The sequence below is a fragment of the Microbulbifer agarilyticus genome (assembly GCF_020171345.1).
In the GTDB taxonomy this organism is placed as follows: domain Bacteria; phylum Pseudomonadota; class Gammaproteobacteria; order Pseudomonadales; family Cellvibrionaceae; genus Microbulbifer; species Microbulbifer agarilyticus_D.
In genome coordinates, this window is record NZ_JAIUZM010000004.1 from 385,543 (window position 1) to 402,877 (window position 17,335).

Here is a 17,335-nt window from a genome sequence, read left to right on the forward strand (position 1 = left end):
TGTTTGCGACGCTCCTGAAAACCTCCACCCGGCGCCCCACTTTCGCGTTCGCCATCTCACTTCGCTAATGAGCTTTTTATATAAAACGCTTTGACGTTACTTGGGTTTACGAAGTAACGAATTATCAGAATTACACAAGTATCGAAGGGTTTACGCACCTTCGGTGCTCACCCGGATGAGAGCTCCAATAGCGAGAGCCCCGGAACCAAATTAAATAGAAAAATATGACCCAACCCTTCGTACATTTAAGAGTCCACTCCGAATACTCCCTGATTGATGGCCTGGTGCGTATCAAGCCGCTGATCGGCCGCGTTGCGGAGCTGGAAATGCCGGCGGTGGCGATCACCGATCAGACCAACTTCTACGCACAGGTTAAGTTTTATAAAGCCTGTATGGGTGCCGGTATCAAGCCGGTTACCGGTGCAGATTTCTGGCTGAAAGAAGGCGGTGAAGAGCAGCCGACCCTGGTGTCGCTGTATGCGATGAATGCCGACGGCTATCGCAATATCACCGAGCTGATTTCGCGCGCGTGGATGGAAGGGCAATACCACGGCCACGCGTTTGTGGAGCGGGAGTGGGTCAGGGAAGCGTCGGAAGGCGTTTTGATGCTGTCTGGTGCCAAGTACGGTGATGTGGGCCGTGCTCTGATTGCCGGGCGTACCTCGCAGGCCGAGGCGCTGGCTCAGGAGTGGTCCAGCATTTTCCCGGGCCGCTATTACCTGGAGTTGCAGCGCACCGGGCGCGCGGGTGATGAGGAGTACCTGCATGCGGCGGTGGAGCTGGCGGGTAAGATGAATCTGCCGGTGGTGGCCACCAACGATGTGCGGTTTATCGAAGATAGTGAGTTTGAAGCCCACGAAGTGCGGGTGTGTATCCGTGAAGGCCGTGCACTGGACGATCCGCGCCGCGAGCGCCGCTATTCTGCCGAGCAGTACCTGCGTACTCCGGAAGAAATGTGCGAGCTGTTCAAGGATATTCCGGAAGCGCTGGAAAACACGGTAGAAATTGCCCGCCGTTGTTCCTCGCCCATTCAGCTCGGTAAATACTTCCTGCCCCAGTTCCCGATTCCGGAGGGCATGACCGAGAACCAGTTCTTCGAGAAGATTTCGTTCGACGGCCTCTACGAGCGCCTCGAGCATATCCTCGACAAGTCCGCACCAGACTATGAAGCGCGCAAGAAGGAATACGAAGACCGCCTGCGTTTCGAGCTGGATATCGTTATCCAGATGGGATTCCCGGGCTACTTCCTGATCGTAATGGACTTTATCCAGTGGGCGAAGGATCACGATATTCCGGTAGGCCCGGGGCGGGGTTCCGGTGCGGGCTCGCTGATTGCCTACTCGCAGAAAATTACCGATCTCGACCCGCTGCAGTACGATCTGCTGTTCGAGCGATTCCTGAACCCGGAACGGGTTTCCATGCCCGACTTCGACGTTGACTTCTGTATGGAGAAACGCGATCGGGTGATTAACTACGTTGCAGAAAACTACGGCCGTAACGCGGTAAGCCAGATTATTACCTTCGGTACCATGGCCGCGAAGGCGGTAGTGCGGGACGTGGCGCGGGTGCAGGGCAAGTCTTACGGCCTGGCCGACAAACTGTCCAAAATGATCCCGGCCGATGTCGGCATGACCTTGCAGAAAGCCTTTGAGCAGGAAGAAGTGCTGCGTGAATTCCTAGAGAACGATGAGGAAGGGCAGGAAATCTGGGAAATGGCGCTGCAGCTCGAAGGGGTGGCGCGTAACGTGGGTAAGCACGCCGGTGGTGTCGTAATCGCCCCGACCAAGCTCACCGATTTTGCCCCGCTGTACTGTGATGAGACCGGCGCCGGCCTGGTAACCCAGTTCGACAAGAACGACGTGGAAGATGCCGGCCTGGTGAAGTTCGACTTCCTGGGGCTGCGGACCCTGACCATCATCGACTGGGCCAAGGCGATGGTGGATGAGCAGCGCGCGCGCGAGGGCAAAGAGCCGCTGGTGATCGAGGCGTTGCCGCTGGACGACACCGAGACGTTCAAACTGATCAAGCGGGCCGAAACCACGGCGGTATTCCAGCTGGAATCCCGCGGTATGAAAGACCTGATCAAGCGCCTGCAGCCGGATAATCTTGAGGACATGATCGCCCTGGTGGCCCTGTTCCGTCCGGGGCCGCTGCAGTCGGGCATGGTGGACGACTTCATCAACCGGAAGCACGGCCGCGCGCAGGTGGCCTATCCGGATGCCAAGTATCAGCACGAAAAGCTGAAGCCGATTCTCGAACCGACCTACGGCGTTATTGTTTACCAGGAACAGGTAATGCAGATCGCCCAGGAACTCGCGGGTTATACCCTGGGTGGCGCAGATATGCTGCGCCGGGCCATGGGTAAGAAAAAGCCCGAGGAAATGGCCAAGCAGCGGGCCACCTTCGAAGAAGGTGCCAAGGAGCAGGGGGTAGACCCGGAGCTGGCGATCAAGATCTTCGATCTGGTGGAAAAGTTCGCCGGTTACGGTTTTAACAAATCGCACTCCGCTGCCTATGCACTGGTTTCCTACCAAACCGCGTGGCTGAAGGCCCATTACCCGGCGCAGTTTATGGCGGCCACCATGTCTTCGGACATGGACAAGACCGATAAGGTCGTAATCTTTATTGAAGAGTGCCGGGCCATGGGCCTGGACCTGGTGCCGCCGGATGTGAACCTGGGTAGCTACCAGTTCTCGGTGGATGTGGATAACCGCATCATCTATGGCTTGGGTGCGATCAAAGGCCTGGGTGAAGGCCCGATCGATAACATCATTGCCGAGCGTGAAAGCGGCGGTCCGTTTACCGACCTGTTTGACTTCTGTTCACGTATCGATCCGCGCAAGGTCAACAAGCGTGCGCTGGAAGCACTCGTGCGTTCCGGTGCGCTGGATAGCATCGGCCCGGATACCAACAGTGCCGATGGCCTCGACTACTCCCGCGCGGTACTGTTCAACGCGCTGGACGAGGCGGTGAAGTCTGCGGAACAGCAGAGCAAGAACGACAGCGCCGGCATGATGGACCTGTTCGGCGAGGTGGTGCGCTCTGCGTCAGACGGCGATGTGTACGAAGATTTCCGCGGCGCACGCCCGTGGGGTATTCGCGAGCGTTTGGAGGGGGAGAAAAACACCCTCGGCCTGTACCTCACCGGCCACCCCATCGACGAATACGAAGAAGAATTGAAGCATCTGGTGAACGCGCGCATCGCCGACCTGAAGCCGGGCCGGGAGAACCAGAAGGTGGCCGGTCTGGTGGTGGGCATGCGCGTGATGAAAACCAAGCGCGGTGATTCCATGGCCATTGTCTCCCTGGATGACCGCAGTGCGCGCATTGAGGCGGCGGTGTTCAGTGAGGCATTTGGCGAGCACCGCGAGAAGCTGGTGAAGGATTCGCTGCTGGTGCTGGAGGGCTCCATCTCCCACGACGATTACAGTGGTGGTTTGAAGATGAGCGTGAACAACGTTTCCACCCTCGACGACCTGCGCAGTGGCAGCGTGATTGGGGTGACCCTGAAAATCGACAGCGCCCAGGCGATGCCGAAAATGGGCCAGCGCCTGAGTGCCTGCCTGCGACCCTATGTGGGAGGCAGTTGCCCGGTGATGGTTGAGGTGGAACGCAGTGATGCGAAGGGTACTTTCCGTCTGGCGGACGAATGGAAGGTGGAGCCCAATGACCAGTTGATTCAGTCACTGCGTGAGGTAATTGGGCGGGAGCGGGTACAGCTCAACTACAATCAGCGGCAGTAAATTGGGCCTGCCGCCTTCGTTGCAGGGGAGAATTCGCTGTCGCCAGTTTCTCTTTGCTCACGCTCCAGCACACTCGCCAGCAACATAGGCAAATTGGACACAGGAGATGCCGGTTAGTGCGCTGTGCACTCGACTGGCTGGTCCTGGCCCGGTAAGCTAGCGGCCATTTTCAGTAGGCGAGGCCTGTTTGCGACCGTTCGGGGTATTTTGGTCGCATTTTCCAACATTTGGCAGGCCCACAGAATTATCAAGGCGCGAATTACATGAACTTCAGTTTTCTCGAGTTTGAACAGCCGATTGCGGAACTGGAAAGCAAGATCAAGGAGCTTCAGCACGTTGGGGACGACAATGACCTCAACATTGCTGAAGAGATCACCCGCCTGCGGGAAAAGAGCGAGAAGCTCACCGAATCCCTGTATTCCGACCTCTCTCCCTGGCAGATCGTCCAGGTAGCCCGTCACCCTCAGCGTCCTTACGCAAAGGACTACATCGAGCGTATGTTCACCGACTGGGATGAACTCCACGGCGACCGTCACTTCGGTGATGACAAGGCGATCATTGCCGGTATCGGCCGTCTGGAAGGTCGCCCGGTGGCGGTGATTGGTGAGGAGAAAGGCCGCTCGGTAAACGAGAAGGTGAAGCGTAACTTTGGTATGCCGAAGCCGGAAGGTTACCGCAAGGCGCAGCGCGTTATGGAGATGGCGGAGCGCTTTAAGATGCCGGTACTGACGCTGATCGACACTCCTGGGGCCTACCCGGGTATCGATAGTGAGGAGCGCGGTATTTCCGAGGCGATTGCCAAGAACCTGGCGGTGATGTCGCGCCTGCGTACGCCGATTATCTGTACGGTGATTGGTGAAGGCTCCTCCGGTGGTGCACTGGCGATCGGGGTGGGCGACCAGCTGAACATGCTGCAGTACTCCACCTACTTCGTAATTTCCCCGGAAGGTTGCGCAAACATCATTTGGAAAACAGTGGAGAAGGCGCCGCTGGCGGCCGAGGCCATGGGTGTGACTTCCAGTGTGCTCGAGGAGCTGGGCATTGTGGATGAAACACTGCCTGAGCCTCTGGGCGGTGCGCACCGCGATCCGGATCTGATGGCCGCGCGTCTGCGTGACCGTCTGTCTGAGCAGCTGGACAAGCTGACGGCGGTACCTCTGGATGAGCTGCTGGAGAAGCGTTACCAGCGTCTGATGAGCTACGGCAACGTCGTCGGTTGATCGGCTGGCGATTGGCTATGAAAAAGGCGGCAACTTCGGTTGCCGCCTTTTTCATGCCTGTCCATTTTATGCCTGCCCAGGCTAAAGGCGAAGGATCTCCCGGTATTCGGCAACCCGCGCATCAAAGGGTGTGTTGTCATTCAGGTAGAGACGCAGACAGTCAGCGGAATCCGGTTCGCCGTGCACCAGTTGAATCCGGGTGCCAGCCTGCATTTTGGATTGCATCAGCCACTCGCCAAGTTCGACGTAATCCGCATGGGCGGATAGCCCCTCGAGTATTTCAATCTGTGCTTTGCAGGGAACGTATTCGCCGTGAATCTTCACGCTCCTCGCGCCGGCCAGCAGGCGAGCGCCGCGGGTTCCGCCTGCCTGGTATCCCGCAAATAGCACGGTTGCGCGATGGTCGGGCAGCAACCGTTTCATGTGGTGCAGGATGCGGCCACCCGTTGCCATGCCACTGCCGGCGATGATGATGTGCGGATACTGGATATTCTCCAGAGCCTTGGATTGGTCGACGCCGCGAGTGTACTGGATACCGCTGCCCATAAAACTGCAACTTTCGGCGCTCAGGCGGTGCTGTTTCGGATACTGCGCGTAGATTTCCGAGGCATCGATGGCCATGGGACTGTCCAGAAATACCGGTACCTTCGTGATAAGGTTCTGTCGTATGAGATTGAGCAGCAGATATTGCAGAGTCTGCGCGCGCCCCACTGCGAAGCTCGGGATTAACAGGACACCGCCGCGGCCCACCGTGTTATTCACGATTTCGGCAAGTTTTTGCCAGTGGTCAACCTGGGGGTGGCGACGATCCCCGTAGGTGGATTCCAGCAGCAACAGGTCAAGTGCTGGCAACGGGCGTGGCGGGTGCATGATGAAATCGTCCGGGCGCCCCACATCACCGGAAAAGCCCACCCTTTTTCCATCCGCTTCCAGGATGACACTGCCGGCCCCCAGAATGTGGCCCGCGGGTTGAATGTGCAGTGTGGCGCTGCCAATTCGTATTTTTTCATCGAATCTCACCGGTTGGAAAAGCTCCAGACATTGCTCCGCGGTATCGCCGTTGTACAGGGGCTGCGGGTGAGCGTGTTTGCCGATTTTGTGGCGCTGGTAATAGCGCGCGTCCTCTTCCTGGATGTGGCCGGCGTCGGGCAGCAGAATAGAGCAGAGGTCCCGGGTTGCGTGGTGGCAGTAAACGGGACCGCGATAGCCGAGCTGGTAGAGACGCGGAATATACCCTGAATGATCCAGGTGGGCGTGGGTCAGGACGATGCCTTTTAAGTGCCGGTAGTCAAACAGCGGCGCTTCCCAGTTGCGCTCCCGCAGCCACTTGTAGCCCTGGAACATCCCGCAATCGACCAGAAACTCTGTCTTGCCATCATCTACACTGATCAGGAATTTAGAGCCGGTGACGGTACCGGTGCCGCCGAGAAAAGTGATATTCATGATTGTTGGTCTCTGCGGCCTCCATGGTCGATGTCTGCAAGCATTGTATGAATCGCGGGAATGATTAATGGCGACAGGTCAAAGGCGCTGTAATCGCCGGGTATGCTGTTGCTCACCGTGAGCTGGTCTGCGCCGGCATCGAGAATTTTTCGATCCGCGTCTTCGGCGAACACGCCGTGCACCGCCGCGCAGATGATTCGTCCGGCGCCCGCCCGCTTGAGTGCTCCGATGGTTTGCAGCACTGTATGGCCGCTGGAGATTACATCGTCGATGATCACCGAAGTGCGGTAGCGAGCGATGTCGCTGCCCGCGGGCAGCGATACCCGAACCTCGCGGTCGCCATGGCGTTGTTTGTTACCCACCAGGAAGGGCCTGCCGGCCGCTTGTGCCAGGGTCTCTACCCACTGCCGGCTCTCGGCGTCGGGCCCGACCAGCAGCGCATCTGGCTGGTTGGTAATCCAGGCTTTGAGTGCCGGCATGCCGGAAATGGCGAGTGCCGGGATGGAGTAGATTTCGCTGAGACTGTGGTAGCGATGCAGGTGTGGGTCCACCGTTACCAGCCAGTCGACGGTCGAGGAAATCAGCTCGGCAAAGACAGCGGAAGTCAGCGCTTCCCCTGGGTTGAAAATAGTGTCCTGGCGCATATAGCTGAGATAGGGCGCCACCAGCCCGATACTGGCGGCACCCTGTGCGCGCAGGGTATGGGCAAGAAACCGTATTGGCAGAATTTTTTCGTTCGGCTGTAACAGGTTGACGAGCAGTATGCAGTGGCGGCCGCTCACTGGTGACAGGACGCGCAGATAGGATTCGCCGTCGGGAAAGTGGCGCATCTCCAGCGCGCCCTGCTCGGCGTCCAGTCCTTTGTCCAGCGGCGCCTGGAGGGGGAGTGCCGGTTCGAGAGAAAACAGAACTGGATGTGCCATCTGGTGCTCGCCTCCTCAGTCCCCGACGGGCGTATCCACGGGTGTTTCAACAGGCGTATCGACGGGCGCTACATCAAACAGGTCGCGGTTCTGGTGGTAGTACTCCCGTGCGTAGGCGAGCTCACCCGGTGTCTGGGCCAACAGTGTGGCCAGAATTTGCCCGGCTTCGATTTTTTCACCCACTTTTACCCGCAGGCGCAGCCCGGCTTCCGGGGAGGAGGGGGCGCCGGCGACCTTTGCCAGGTGCGCCAGGCGCCGGTTGTCCATACTGCGCAGGCATCCGCCCCATTTACTGCGCAGCTCAATATGGTGACTGGCACTGGGGATGTCGCGAAGACCGCCCTGGGCCTCACAGATATTGAGGAACTGCTGCAGGGCCCTGCCGGAAGTAAGGATTTCCCGTGCATTTCGGTACGCCTGTTCCTCGCTGACGTCACTGGCCATACACAGAAGTTGCGCGGCCAGGAATAGGGCCCGTTCCTTGAGATCCGCAGGCGCGTCCTGTTCATTGTGCAGAACACTCAGCACATCGCGTGCCTCTTCCGCCGGTCCGATACCCCGGCCAATAGCCTGGCTGCCGTCGGTCTGCACGCAGCGAACCTCCACACCGAGCCCTTTGGCCACCGAGTGAAACAGGGATTCCAGCCGCGCAGCCTGTTGCGGGCTGCGTACCTTCGCCGTTGTGCCCACCGGAATATCAATCAGGATATGGGTGGAGCCTGCCGCTATTTTTTTTGACAGCACCGACGCCACCAGCTGCCCTTCACTGTCCAGGTTCAGCGCGCGCTCGATGCGGATCAGCAGGTTATCCGTAGGGCTGAGCCCAACCTCTCCACCGGCAGAAAGACAGGCGCCGGTACGGGTGATCACATTGCGCAATTGCTTCAGCGGCAGGTCGACATTTGTCAGTACCTCCATGGTATCGGCAGTCCCGGCGGGCGAGGTGATCGCGCGGGAGGAGGTCTTGGGGATGATCAGCCCCGCAGCACTGACGATCGCCACAACAATCGGTGTGGTGCGATTACCGGGCAGGCCACCAATACAGTGCTTGTCGAACACACGCTCGTAATCGGGCCAGTGCAGGCGATTGCCGTTGTCGATCATGGCGGTAGTCAGTGTGATGGTTTCGGCGCTGTTCAGGCGTCCGCCGGCACAGGCGGTCAGGAAACTAGCAATCTCGATATCCGAGTACAGGCGGCTGCCTATGTCGCGGATGATACTGGTGACTTCGAGTGCGTTGAGACTGTGGCCATAGATCTTCTTGCGCAGGGCGCTCAGGGATGCCACCAGCGGGGCATGGTGCACCTGTACCAGGGCGTCGCCCTGTAAATCCAGGAATTCCCAGGCGCTATCAGAGAAGCCGATGTGCCCCTGGGGAAGGATCTTCTCGGCAACGATATTGAGTGTGGCGATCAATGTTTGCCTGCCGGCCTTGATTTGCAGGCGGGTATTTGCGGTATACCCTTCAGCGCGGCAGATAGCGCAGTCCTTGCGCATGAATACCACCGGCTCTTCGTGGGTATCTATCCCCATTCTGCAGGCATGTAAAGGTAGTGCACGTGCCATGTATCGCTACCGGATTGTTCGCGTAATGATTCCCGGCCCCATCATCTCGGAAGGGGCGCTGCCGGCGGGCCGGATATCCACCGCATTGAGGGCGTGGTTACGGAAGTATAGGTGGTTACCCCCTGCGACCGGCCGCCCTATTATGTGTCCCCAAATGACCTGTTAGGGACCCGTGACTACTGGGTTTGTGTCTGTCCTGAGGGTAGAACCTCCACTGCTGAAAATCCGGCCAGCGATATCGCTTATGCAGCCGGGGATCACGGGTTACCGCCCGACCATAAACCAAACCCTGATTTCTTAAAAACTTGTCCTGCCAGTCAATCCCCCACTATACTCGGCCCCAACTTGTCGGAGTGCCTTTGGGCTGAGATCGCAGTAGCGAGATCCGTTGAACCTGATCGGGGTAACCCCCGCGTAGGGAACAAGATCTGAATTCGCTTTATTTGAGCATGGTATACACCCGTGATTGCGGTACAGCTTGCTCAATCCCTGCCTTCCCCCGCTCTCTAGATCGCAGAGATACACCCCGCAAGTTATCCAATAAATAAGGATTACAACGCAAGGGGTCAGCATGTCTCAGGTCGCCGAACCGCAGAATCAAACCAATAAAGCAGAAAAAAAAGGCCGCGCCGCACAGCAGAAAAGTGCCAAAGAATTCCTCGATAATTTAACCGCCCAGCAATTTCCCAACTCGCGCAAAGTCTATCTGAAAGGTGAGCAGGAAGGAGTGGACGTCGGCGTTCGTGAAATCTGCCTCGGCCAAAGCCTCGTTGGCGGCGACGAAACCAATCCTATCTTCGAGCCTAACGAGCCCCTGCAGGTTTACGACACCGCCGGTCCTTATTCCGACCCCGACTACAAACCCAACGTCCGCGAAGGCCTACCCAAGCTGCGCCAACAATGGATCGAATCTCGCGGCGACACCGGAATTCTCGACACCCGCCAGGCTGCCTACAGCCAAAAACGCATGGCCGACCAGGGCCTAGACCATATCCGCTTCGACAACCTGCCCGCACCGCGCAAAGCCAAGACCGGCAGAAACGTCACCCAAATGCACTACGCCCGAGAGGGCATCATTACCCCCGAAATGGAGTTTATCGCCATCCGCGAAAACATGGGCCGCGCACAACTGGCTGAGCAGCTTTCTGACGCTGATTACAAAAAGGCCCGGGATGGTATTTATATTCCACCGCAGATCACCCCGGAATTCGTCCGCCGCGAAGTTGCCGAAGGCCGTGCCATTATTCCCGCGAACATCAACCACACAGAACTGGAGCCGATGATCATCGGCCGCAACTTCCTGTGCAAGGTGAACGCCAATATTGGCAACTCCGCGATTACTTCCTCCATCGAAGAAGAAGTGGAAAAACTCGTCTGGTCTATCAAGTGGGGCGGCGACACCGTAATGGATCTGTCCACCGGCCAGAACATCCACGAAACCCGCGAGTGGATCCTGCGCAATTCCCCAGTGCCCATCGGCACCGTACCGATTTACCAGGCACTGGAAAAAGTGAACGGCATTGCCGAAGATCTCAACTGGGAAGTGTTCCGCGATACCCTAATCGAACAGGCAGAGCAGGGCGTCGATTATTTCACCATTCATGCCGGCGTACTATTGCGCTACGTACCACTCACCGCCAAGCGCGTCACCGGCATCGTCTCACGCGGTGGCTCCATTATGGCCAAATGGTGCCTCGCGCATCACAAGGAAAACTTCCTTTACACCCACTTTGAAGACATCTGCGAAATACTCAAAGCCTACGACGTCAGCTTTTCTTTAGGTGATGGCCTGCGCCCGGGCTGTATCGCCGACGCCAACGATGAAGCCCAGTTCGGCGAATTGCGCACTCTGGGTGAGCTGACCGAAATTGCCTGGAAACACGACGTGCAGACCATGATCGAAGGCCCGGGCCACGTTCCCATGCACAAGATCAAGGAAAACATGGACGAGCAGTTGGAGCACTGCCACGGTGCGCCTTTCTATACTCTCGGCCCTTTGACCACCGATATTGCGCCGGGCTACGACCACATTACTTCCGGCATCGGAGCGGCGATGATCGGCAGCATGGGCTGTGCGATGCTGTGCTACGTAACACCGAAAGAGCACCTGGGTCTGCCGAACAAGGAAGACGTAAAAGAAGGTTTGATGGCCTACAAGATTGCGGCGCATGCGGCGGACTTGGCCAAGGGCCACCCGCGTGCGTACAAGCGCGATGACGCGCTGTCTAAAGCCCGCTTTGAATTCCGTTGGGAAGACCAGTTCAACCTGGGTCTGGACCCCGAGCGCGCACGTGCCTACCACGATGAAACCCTGCCGAAGGAATCCGGCAAAATTGCCCACTTCTGTTCCATGTGCGGACCGAAGTTCTGCTCCATGAAAATTACGCAGGACGTGCGTGACTATTCCAAAAAGCTAGAGGCAGCCAAGCAGGAAGCAAAAAAAGGCATGGAAGAGATGTCCATCAAGTTCAAGGACATGGGCGCAGAGATTTACCACAAGGGGTGATCCCCCAATTTGTCGGTTCGGAAGGAAGTTGTGGCACACGTTGAATTCAGTATCGCAATTGCAGGCGCCGGTTTGATGGGGCGCCTGCTGGCCTGGCGATTATCCACAGCGGGTTATCGTGTCAGTCTATTTGACACCGGCAGCCTGGATAACCCCTCGGGTGCATGTTACACCGCGGCCGGCATGATCTCCCCACTCGCCGAGCTGTTTCACTGTCCACTCCCCATTTACGAGCTTGGTATGTGCAGTCTGCAATACTGGCCGCAATGGGTGGCACGGCTCGAACAGGAAGTGGGGGTGTGCGTCGATTATCGTCAGTCCGGCAGCGTGCTGGTTGCCCACCCGCAGGACCGCAGTGAATTGCTGCAATTTCAGCAGGAACTTGCAGCCAAATTGGGTGGCGCCGGCGATGATCAGTTGCGTTGGCTCGATAGTCGTGGCTTGAATGCGCTGGAACCGGAGCTGGATCGCTTCGAGCAGGGCCTGTTTTTAGCCTCGGAAGCGGATGTGGATAACCGCAAGCTGCTTCCGGCATTGCTGCAGGCGGTGATGCAAAATGGGGTAAGGCTACACGAGCATACTGCGGTCGAATGTGCGCCGAACGAAGTGCATACGGCGCGCGGTAGTGAAGCGTTTGATCTGGTGATTGACGCCCGTGGCCTCGGTGCTAAAGACGCTATCCAGGGCCTGCGCGGAGTGCGTGGTGAAGTGATGGTAGTGGAAACCGCAGAGGTACAGCTGCAGCGCCCGGTGCGCTTACTGCACCCGCGCTACCAGCTTTACGCCGTACCCCGGGACAACAATCAAACGGTGATCGGTGCCACCGAGATCGAGAGCGAAGATATGAGCCCGATTTCACTGCGTTCCAGTATGGAGCTTTCCAGCGCGCTGTACTCGATCCACCCGGCGTTTGCCGAAGCGCGTGTGATTGAAACCCGCGTGAACTGTCGGCCGGCCACCATGGACAATCTTCCCGTTGTGGAAAGTACGCCCGGTCTGATTCGCGTAAATGGTCTCTTTCGCCACGGCTATCTACTGGCGCCGGCGCTGGTGCTGCGGGTCGAAGACGCATTGTCCCTATTAATTCAAGAAACTCAAGCAACGGAACAGGTGACCTGATGCAATTACTGGTCAATGGCGAGAGCATAAATTTGAATGACGGCGTTTCGCTTGCCGCGCTGTTGCAGCAGCTTGGTTACACCGGTGAAACCTTTGCGGTGGCGGTGAATGGTGACTTCGTTCCCCGCGCGACCTATGACGCAACAACCATGAACGCCGGTGACCAGCTGGATATCGTCGCGCCAGTGGTGGGGGGCTAAGCATGATGGACACACTCAAACTGTACGGCAAAGCGTTCGATAGCCGCCTGCTGGTAGGTACCGCACTTTACCCATCGCCTGCGGTCATGCGCGAGTCGGTGCATGCATCAGGCTCGCAAATCATTACCCTGTCCCTGCGCCGCCAGAATCCGGAGCAGCAGCAGGGAAAAATGATCTGGGATTACATTCAGGAATCCGGTTGTCAGCTGTTGCCGAATACGGCCGGCTGCAAGACGCCAAAAGAAGTGATTGCTCTGGCGGAAATGAGCCGCGAAATCTTCGCTACCGATTGGCTCAAGCTGGAGGTCATCGGTGATGACTACAATCTGCAGCCCGACCCTTATGGTTTGATCGAAGCGGCGCGCGAGCTGGTCAAGCGCGGCTTTAACGTACTCCCATACTGCACCGACGACCTGGTGGTGTGTCGCAAGCTATTGGATGTTGGCTGTGAAGTGCTGATGCCCTGGGGCTCCCCCATTGGCACTGGCCGCGGTCTGATGAACAAATACAACCTGCAGACTCTGCGCGAACGCCTGCCGGATGTTCCCCTGATTATCGATGCCGGTATCGGCGCACCGTCGCAGGCCGGTGAAGCGATGGAAATGGGTTTTGATGCGGTGCTGTTGAACACTGCTATCGCCAAAGCCCAGAACCCGGTACTGATGGCGCAGGCGTTCAAACTGGCCATTGAATCGGGGCGTGCTGCGCGCAACGCCGGCCTGATGCTCAAGCGTCAGACCGCCAGCCCCAGTACACCGACTCTGGATATGCCGTTCTGGCAGCAAACCGTGACCGTGGGAGAAAACGCATGAGCGAGGCTGGGCAAGCCCGCCCTATAGTGTGGACGATTGCCGGCAGTGATTCCGGCGGCGGCGCCGGTATTCAGGCCGACTTACTGACATTTCAGAATCTCGGTGCCCACGGCTGTAGCGCGATTACCGCAACTACCGCGCAAAACACGCTGACAGTAGCCGCTATCAATGCTGTGTCCGAATCCGCTCTGCAATCACAACTGGATGCGCTGCTCACTGATCTGCCACCGTCAGCCCTCAAAATCGGTTTGTTAGCCAATACTGCGCAGGTTCGCGTTGTGGCGAGCTTTCTGCGTGTGTTGCGAGCTAGCGGCCACCAAGTACCTGTAGTGTACGATCCGGTTGCGGTTGCCAGCAGCGGTGTATCAATGACCGAAGAAAACACTGGCGCGGCGGTGTTGAGCGAGCTGTTACCCCTGTGTGATGTGCTCACTCCCAATCGTGTGGAATTGGAGTGGTTGGTGTCGTCTGAGATAGGCAGTGCCGGCGATATCTTGATCGCCGCGCAAACGCTCGTCGAGACCTATGAGATTGCACTGGTGGCTACCGGTGGACACTTTGATATCGAGCCGGGAACCACCGCAGACCTTCTGTGTGTCACAACGGGTAGTGGCATTAGTAGCGATTGGTTGATCGGCAAGAAAATTGATACCCGCGATACCCACGGCACCGGCTGTACCTATTCTTCTGCCATCGCCGCGCTACTTGCGCAAGGGTATCCACTCAAAGACGCCTGTGTGGTAGCCAATGCCTATGTGCGTCGTGGATTGCGCCTGGGTAATAGCGCGCATATTGGTGAAGGACCGGGGCCGGTAGGGCACTGCGGCTGGCCGTGTACACTGCAGGACTTTCCGGAAATTCTTGTCGCTGGCAGCGAACGAGCCAAACACTACGCAGCCTTCGACGCTGCCGCAGCTAAAACCTATGCGGCTGAATTTGCCCAGCTGGATTCCACCCGCCTGGGGCTGTATCCGGTTGTGGAAACGGTGGCGTGGATCGAAAAGCTGGCCCGCGAAGGCGTACGCACACTGCAATTGCGCATCAAGAATCCTGGCGAGGACCTGCGTGAGCAGATTGAACGCGCAGTAGCCATTGGCCGAGAATTTGATCTGCGCCTGTTTATCAATGATTACTGGCAGCTGGCGATCGAGTGTGGTGCCTACGGTGTGCACCTGGGGCAGGAAGATCTGCAGGCTGCCGATCTGCAGGCGATTCAGCGTGCGGGGTTGAAGCTAGGTATCAGTACCCACGGTTTTTTTGAAATGCTGTATGCCTGGCAGTACCGTCCCAGTTATCTGGCGACGGGGGCCATCTATGCCACCAGCACCAAAGATATGAGCGGACAGCTGCAGGGGCTGAAAAAGCTTGCACGTATGGCCGCGCTTCTGCCAGATTACCCGCTGGTGGCGATTGGTGGAATCAATGTGGAACGCGCGCCGGATATTGTGGCGAGCGGTGTCGGCAGTATTGCTGTGGTTACCGCGATTACCCAGGCGCCCGATTATCAAGCCGCAGTGGCGCAGCTGCGCGCCGTCATTGAATAGTCCGGTTGACTGGAGTCGAGCCCGTGTTAAGTCGTAAACAACTACAGCGTTACAGCCGGCAGATCATGTTGCCGCAAATCGGTGAGGCTGGTCAGCAAAAGCTGGGCTCGGCGCGTGTGCTGATTGTCGGGCTGGGTGGTCTGGGTAGCCCCGCAGCCCTGTATCTTGCTGCTGCTGGTATCGGCGAATTACATCTGGTGGATGGCGATCAGGTGGATATTTCCAACCTGCAGCGTCAGGTGCTGTACAAGACCAATCATCGCGATAAGGACAAGGCTGTGGTTGCCGCGCAGCAATTGACTGCAACCAACCCCGAAATCCGCGTGCACGCCCACAGCCGTATGGCGGATGAAGACTGGCTGTTTTCGTTATTGTCCGAACAGGACTTTGACGTGGTGCTCGACTGTACCGATAACCTGAATATTCGCCACACCATCAATCGCGTGTGCCGGGCGCAAAAGGTGGCGGTAGTGATGGCCTCGGTGCGGGGCTTTTCCGGGCAGCTGGTCAGCTTTGATTTTAGCCATTCAGATTCGCCCTGCTATGCCTGCCTGTTTCCGCCGCCCAGCGATACAACTGATTTACCCGAGGCCGAAAACTGCGCATCCGTTGGGGTGATTGGGCCCGCGTTGGGTATGATTGGCAGCGCTCAAGCATTGGAGGCAATCAAGTCTATTGTGGGCTTGCCGCTAACCAGCTTGAATCAATTACAGCTGTTCGAAGCCGCCAGCCTTGAGTGGCGCTCCCTCGGGCTGTCAAAAAACAGTACTTGCCCCGTGTGCGGATAACCAGTAAAAAAGAGGAATACCTAATAATGATAGGGAGTTCCTCTTGTCGAATCATCCTCTGCCCCGTTCTCTTGCCCGCTCACTTCCTCGCGTTGTAGCAGTCTTCGCACTCAGTATTTTTGCATTGGGCTGTAGTGAAAAAGCGTCTACACCCAGCGCCGAAACGCCGACGGCCGAAACTCAGACTGCAGGTCAGAAAATTGTGGCTGAGGAAATGGCCACGTCGGGGGGCACTGAGACGGCAAGCCAGCCAGCAGCCAAAGCGAAACCGGGCCAGGTTTCCCAAAAGCATCTGGAAATGTATCAGCAGACTTGTGGCAGCTGCCACGAGAGAGGCTTGGTAGGCGCGCCCCGGACTGGCGATGTTGAGGCCTGGAAACCCCGTATGGCGAAAGGTATGGATACGCTTGTTGCCCATGCACGGGATGGCTTCAAAGCGATGCCTCCCGCAGGCCTGTGCTTTAGCTGTACCGATGAGGACTACGTGGCGCTGATTGAACATATGGCAAGCCCCAAGTAGTCCCCGGTCTCGGTTAGCGGGCTGCTACTTCTACTGCATTGAGCAGGTCTGCGTATTGGCCCGTAATTACATTCATATTGCGCAGCATAATGTCGGTGGTGCCGGTAATCACATGGATCTGGCGTGACTCTGACATCTGCATCTCCCCATCGAACCCGCGGCTGGCATAACTCAGGTGCCCCTGGGTCTTCAGCAGGTTGCGGGTAATTTCGGTGGTATTGAGCGGGCTGTCCAGCAAGAAGGTCAGCATCTGCTCAAATTCCGCGAGGTCCTCGTACAGTAAGCGCGTGCCCTCGCTGCCCGCCACACCCCAGTATTGGGCTACATAATTCTTTGCGATGCGCTGGGACAGCATGCGCTGGCGGCCGGAAACGTTCACCAGTTCGGCACTACTGTGGTTAGCCAGTGCCTGCAGGCGCATTACATAGGTGTGTGCAGCGGGTAGCAGCGTATTACTGCGTCGAAATAGCTCTGCCGCGTTGAACTTGCTCACGGGTTCGCGCGCAATTTCTGCGAAGCCTTTCCATTCCTCCTGTACCAACCTCAGCGTACTGATTACCGGTGCTGCCGGTTTAAAGTTCGCCAGCTGGTTCAGGTTGCGCTCAAACTCCGACATCGAACGCTCGAATACCTGGCGGTGCTTTTCTACGGAAGGCTGAATACCCTGCAGGATATAGGTTTGGGTGATGCGCTGCGAAAGCATGCGCTGCCTGCCGGCGATGTTGATGGCATCGCCCATATTGAATCCTGGCGTTGACGTCGCGTACTCGGGGTCTGCACTTGCCGCGAGTTCGGCACCGCTGAAAATAACGAGCAGGATCAGGGATAAAGCGAATTTCATAGTCACTTTCCTGAATCGGAGGTTTGATTGGGAGAAAAAGCCCCGGCCTTGCGGCCGGGTAAGTGCTCAACGTGTGGGTATGAACCCAATAGTCAAATCAAAGGTGGGCT

13 protein-coding genes and 1 riboswitch are annotated in these 17,335 nt (G+C 57.6%); of the genes, 9 read left to right on the plus strand and 4 right to left on the minus strand.

Annotated elements, in window-relative coordinates; all coding sequences use genetic code 11:
- Positions 1-224 precede the first annotated feature (224 nt).
- A complete protein-coding gene (gene dnaE / locus LCM31_RS14505) occupies positions 225-3,743 on the plus strand; it encodes a DNA polymerase III subunit alpha (protein WP_224871231.1) in 3,519 nt (1,172 codons plus the stop codon).
- Between the two features lie 263 nt (positions 3,744-4,006).
- Positions 4,007-4,963, plus strand: a complete 957-nt coding sequence (locus LCM31_RS14510) for an acetyl-CoA carboxylase carboxyltransferase subunit alpha (RefSeq protein WP_224871232.1) — start codon at positions 4,007-4,009, stop codon at positions 4,961-4,963.
- Positions 4,964-5,044: 81 nt separating this feature from the next.
- On the opposite strand, the gene LCM31_RS14515 is transcribed toward LCM31_RS14510, so the two are convergent.
- From LCM31_RS14515 to LCM31_RS14525, 3 genes are read right to left on the minus strand one after another with little or no spacing between them, the layout of a single operon-like run.
- Positions 5,045-6,406 (minus strand): MBL fold metallo-hydrolase, encoded by a 1,362-nt coding sequence (locus tag LCM31_RS14515; protein ID WP_224871233.1) that lies wholly within the window; start codon positions 6,404-6,406, stop codon positions 5,045-5,047.
- A complete protein-coding gene (locus tag LCM31_RS14520) occupies positions 6,403-7,329 on the minus strand; it encodes a ribose-phosphate diphosphokinase (RefSeq protein WP_224871234.1) in 927 nt (308 codons plus the stop codon). The genes LCM31_RS14515 and LCM31_RS14520 overlap by 4 nt, the downstream gene beginning before the upstream one ends.
- 15 nt (positions 7,330-7,344) lie before the next feature.
- Positions 7,345-8,895: a thymidine phosphorylase family protein gene (locus LCM31_RS14525; protein ID WP_224871235.1), complete on the minus strand. Its 1,551-nt coding sequence runs from the start codon at positions 8,893-8,895 to the stop codon at positions 7,345-7,347.
- A 339-nt stretch (positions 8,896-9,234) separates the two neighbouring features.
- A riboswitch (TPP riboswitch) is annotated at positions 9,235-9,333 on the plus strand.
- A 133-nt stretch (positions 9,334-9,466) separates the two neighbouring features.
- Between LCM31_RS14525 and thiC the strand changes: the two genes are divergently transcribed.
- The 7 genes from thiC (at position 9,467) to LCM31_RS14560 (ending at position 16,384) form a co-directional block, all read left to right on the plus strand.
- Complete coding sequence (thiC, locus tag LCM31_RS14530) at positions 9,467-11,401, plus strand: phosphomethylpyrimidine synthase ThiC (protein ID WP_224871236.1); 1,935 nt, start codon at positions 9,467-9,469, stop codon at positions 11,399-11,401.
- A gap of 30 nt (positions 11,402-11,431) precedes the next feature.
- The gene (gene thiO / locus LCM31_RS14535) at positions 11,432-12,520 is read left to right on the plus strand and encodes a glycine oxidase ThiO (protein WP_224871237.1); all 1,089 of its coding nucleotides are present in this window, start codon (positions 11,432-11,434) and stop codon (positions 12,518-12,520) included.
- Complete coding sequence (gene thiS / locus LCM31_RS14540; RefSeq protein ID WP_224871238.1) at positions 12,520-12,720, plus strand: sulfur carrier protein ThiS; 201 nt, start codon at positions 12,520-12,522, stop codon at positions 12,718-12,720. Before thiO ends, thiS begins: the two co-directional genes overlap by 1 nt.
- Before the next feature lie 2 nt (positions 12,721-12,722).
- Positions 12,723-13,532, plus strand: a complete 810-nt coding sequence (locus tag LCM31_RS14545) for a thiazole synthase (protein ID WP_224871239.1) — start codon at positions 12,723-12,725, stop codon at positions 13,530-13,532.
- Complete coding sequence (gene thiE, locus LCM31_RS14550; RefSeq protein WP_224871241.1) at positions 13,529-15,076, plus strand: thiamine phosphate synthase; 1,548 nt, start codon at positions 13,529-13,531, stop codon at positions 15,074-15,076. The genes LCM31_RS14545 and thiE overlap by 4 nt, the downstream gene beginning before the upstream one ends.
- A gap of 23 nt (positions 15,077-15,099) precedes the next feature.
- Positions 15,100-15,864: a HesA/MoeB/ThiF family protein gene (locus LCM31_RS14555; RefSeq protein WP_224871243.1), complete on the plus strand. Its 765-nt coding sequence runs from the start codon at positions 15,100-15,102 to the stop codon at positions 15,862-15,864.
- 214 nt (positions 15,865-16,078) lie between these two features.
- Complete coding sequence (locus LCM31_RS14560; RefSeq protein WP_224871245.1) at positions 16,079-16,384, plus strand: c-type cytochrome; 306 nt, start codon at positions 16,079-16,081, stop codon at positions 16,382-16,384.
- Positions 16,385-16,397: 13 nt separating this feature from the next.
- On the opposite strand, the gene LCM31_RS14565 is transcribed toward LCM31_RS14560, so the two are convergent.
- Complete coding sequence (locus LCM31_RS14565) at positions 16,398-17,225, minus strand: type IV pili methyl-accepting chemotaxis transducer N-terminal domain-containing protein (protein WP_224871247.1); 828 nt, start codon at positions 17,223-17,225, stop codon at positions 16,398-16,400.
- Positions 17,226-17,335: the final 110 nt, after the last annotated feature.

What these genes read in the sequence shown, in the direction of transcription:
- LCM31_RS14510 (WP_224871232.1), top strand. Translation starts at nt 4,007, where the DNA reads ATGAACTTCAGTTTTCTCGAGTTTGAACAGCCGATTGCGGAACTGGAA.
- LCM31_RS14520 (WP_224871234.1), bottom strand. Translation starts at nt 7,329, where the DNA reads ATGGCACATCCAGTTCTGTTTTCTCTCGAACCGGCACTCCCCCTCCAG.
- LCM31_RS14565 (WP_224871247.1), bottom strand. Translation starts at nt 17,225, where the DNA reads ATGAAATTCGCTTTATCCCTGATCCTGCTCGTTATTTTCAGCGGTGCC.
- LCM31_RS14525 (WP_224871235.1), bottom strand. Translation starts at nt 8,895, where the DNA reads ATGGCACGTGCACTACCTTTACATGCCTGCAGAATGGGGATAGATACC.
- thiS (WP_224871238.1), top strand. Translation starts at nt 12,520, where the DNA reads ATGCAATTACTGGTCAATGGCGAGAGCATAAATTTGAATGACGGCGTT.
- thiE (WP_224871241.1), top strand. Translation starts at nt 13,529, where the DNA reads ATGAGCGAGGCTGGGCAAGCCCGCCCTATAGTGTGGACGATTGCCGGC.
- LCM31_RS14545 (WP_224871239.1), top strand. Translation starts at nt 12,723, where the DNA reads ATGATGGACACACTCAAACTGTACGGCAAAGCGTTCGATAGCCGCCTG.
- LCM31_RS14560 (WP_224871245.1), top strand. Translation starts at nt 16,079, where the DNA reads ATGGCCACGTCGGGGGGCACTGAGACGGCAAGCCAGCCAGCAGCCAAA.
- LCM31_RS14515 (WP_224871233.1), bottom strand. Translation starts at nt 6,406, where the DNA reads ATGAATATCACTTTTCTCGGCGGCACCGGTACCGTCACCGGCTCTAAA.
- dnaE (WP_224871231.1), top strand. Translation starts at nt 225, where the DNA reads ATGACCCAACCCTTCGTACATTTAAGAGTCCACTCCGAATACTCCCTG.
- thiC (WP_224871236.1), top strand. Translation starts at nt 9,467, where the DNA reads ATGTCTCAGGTCGCCGAACCGCAGAATCAAACCAATAAAGCAGAAAAA.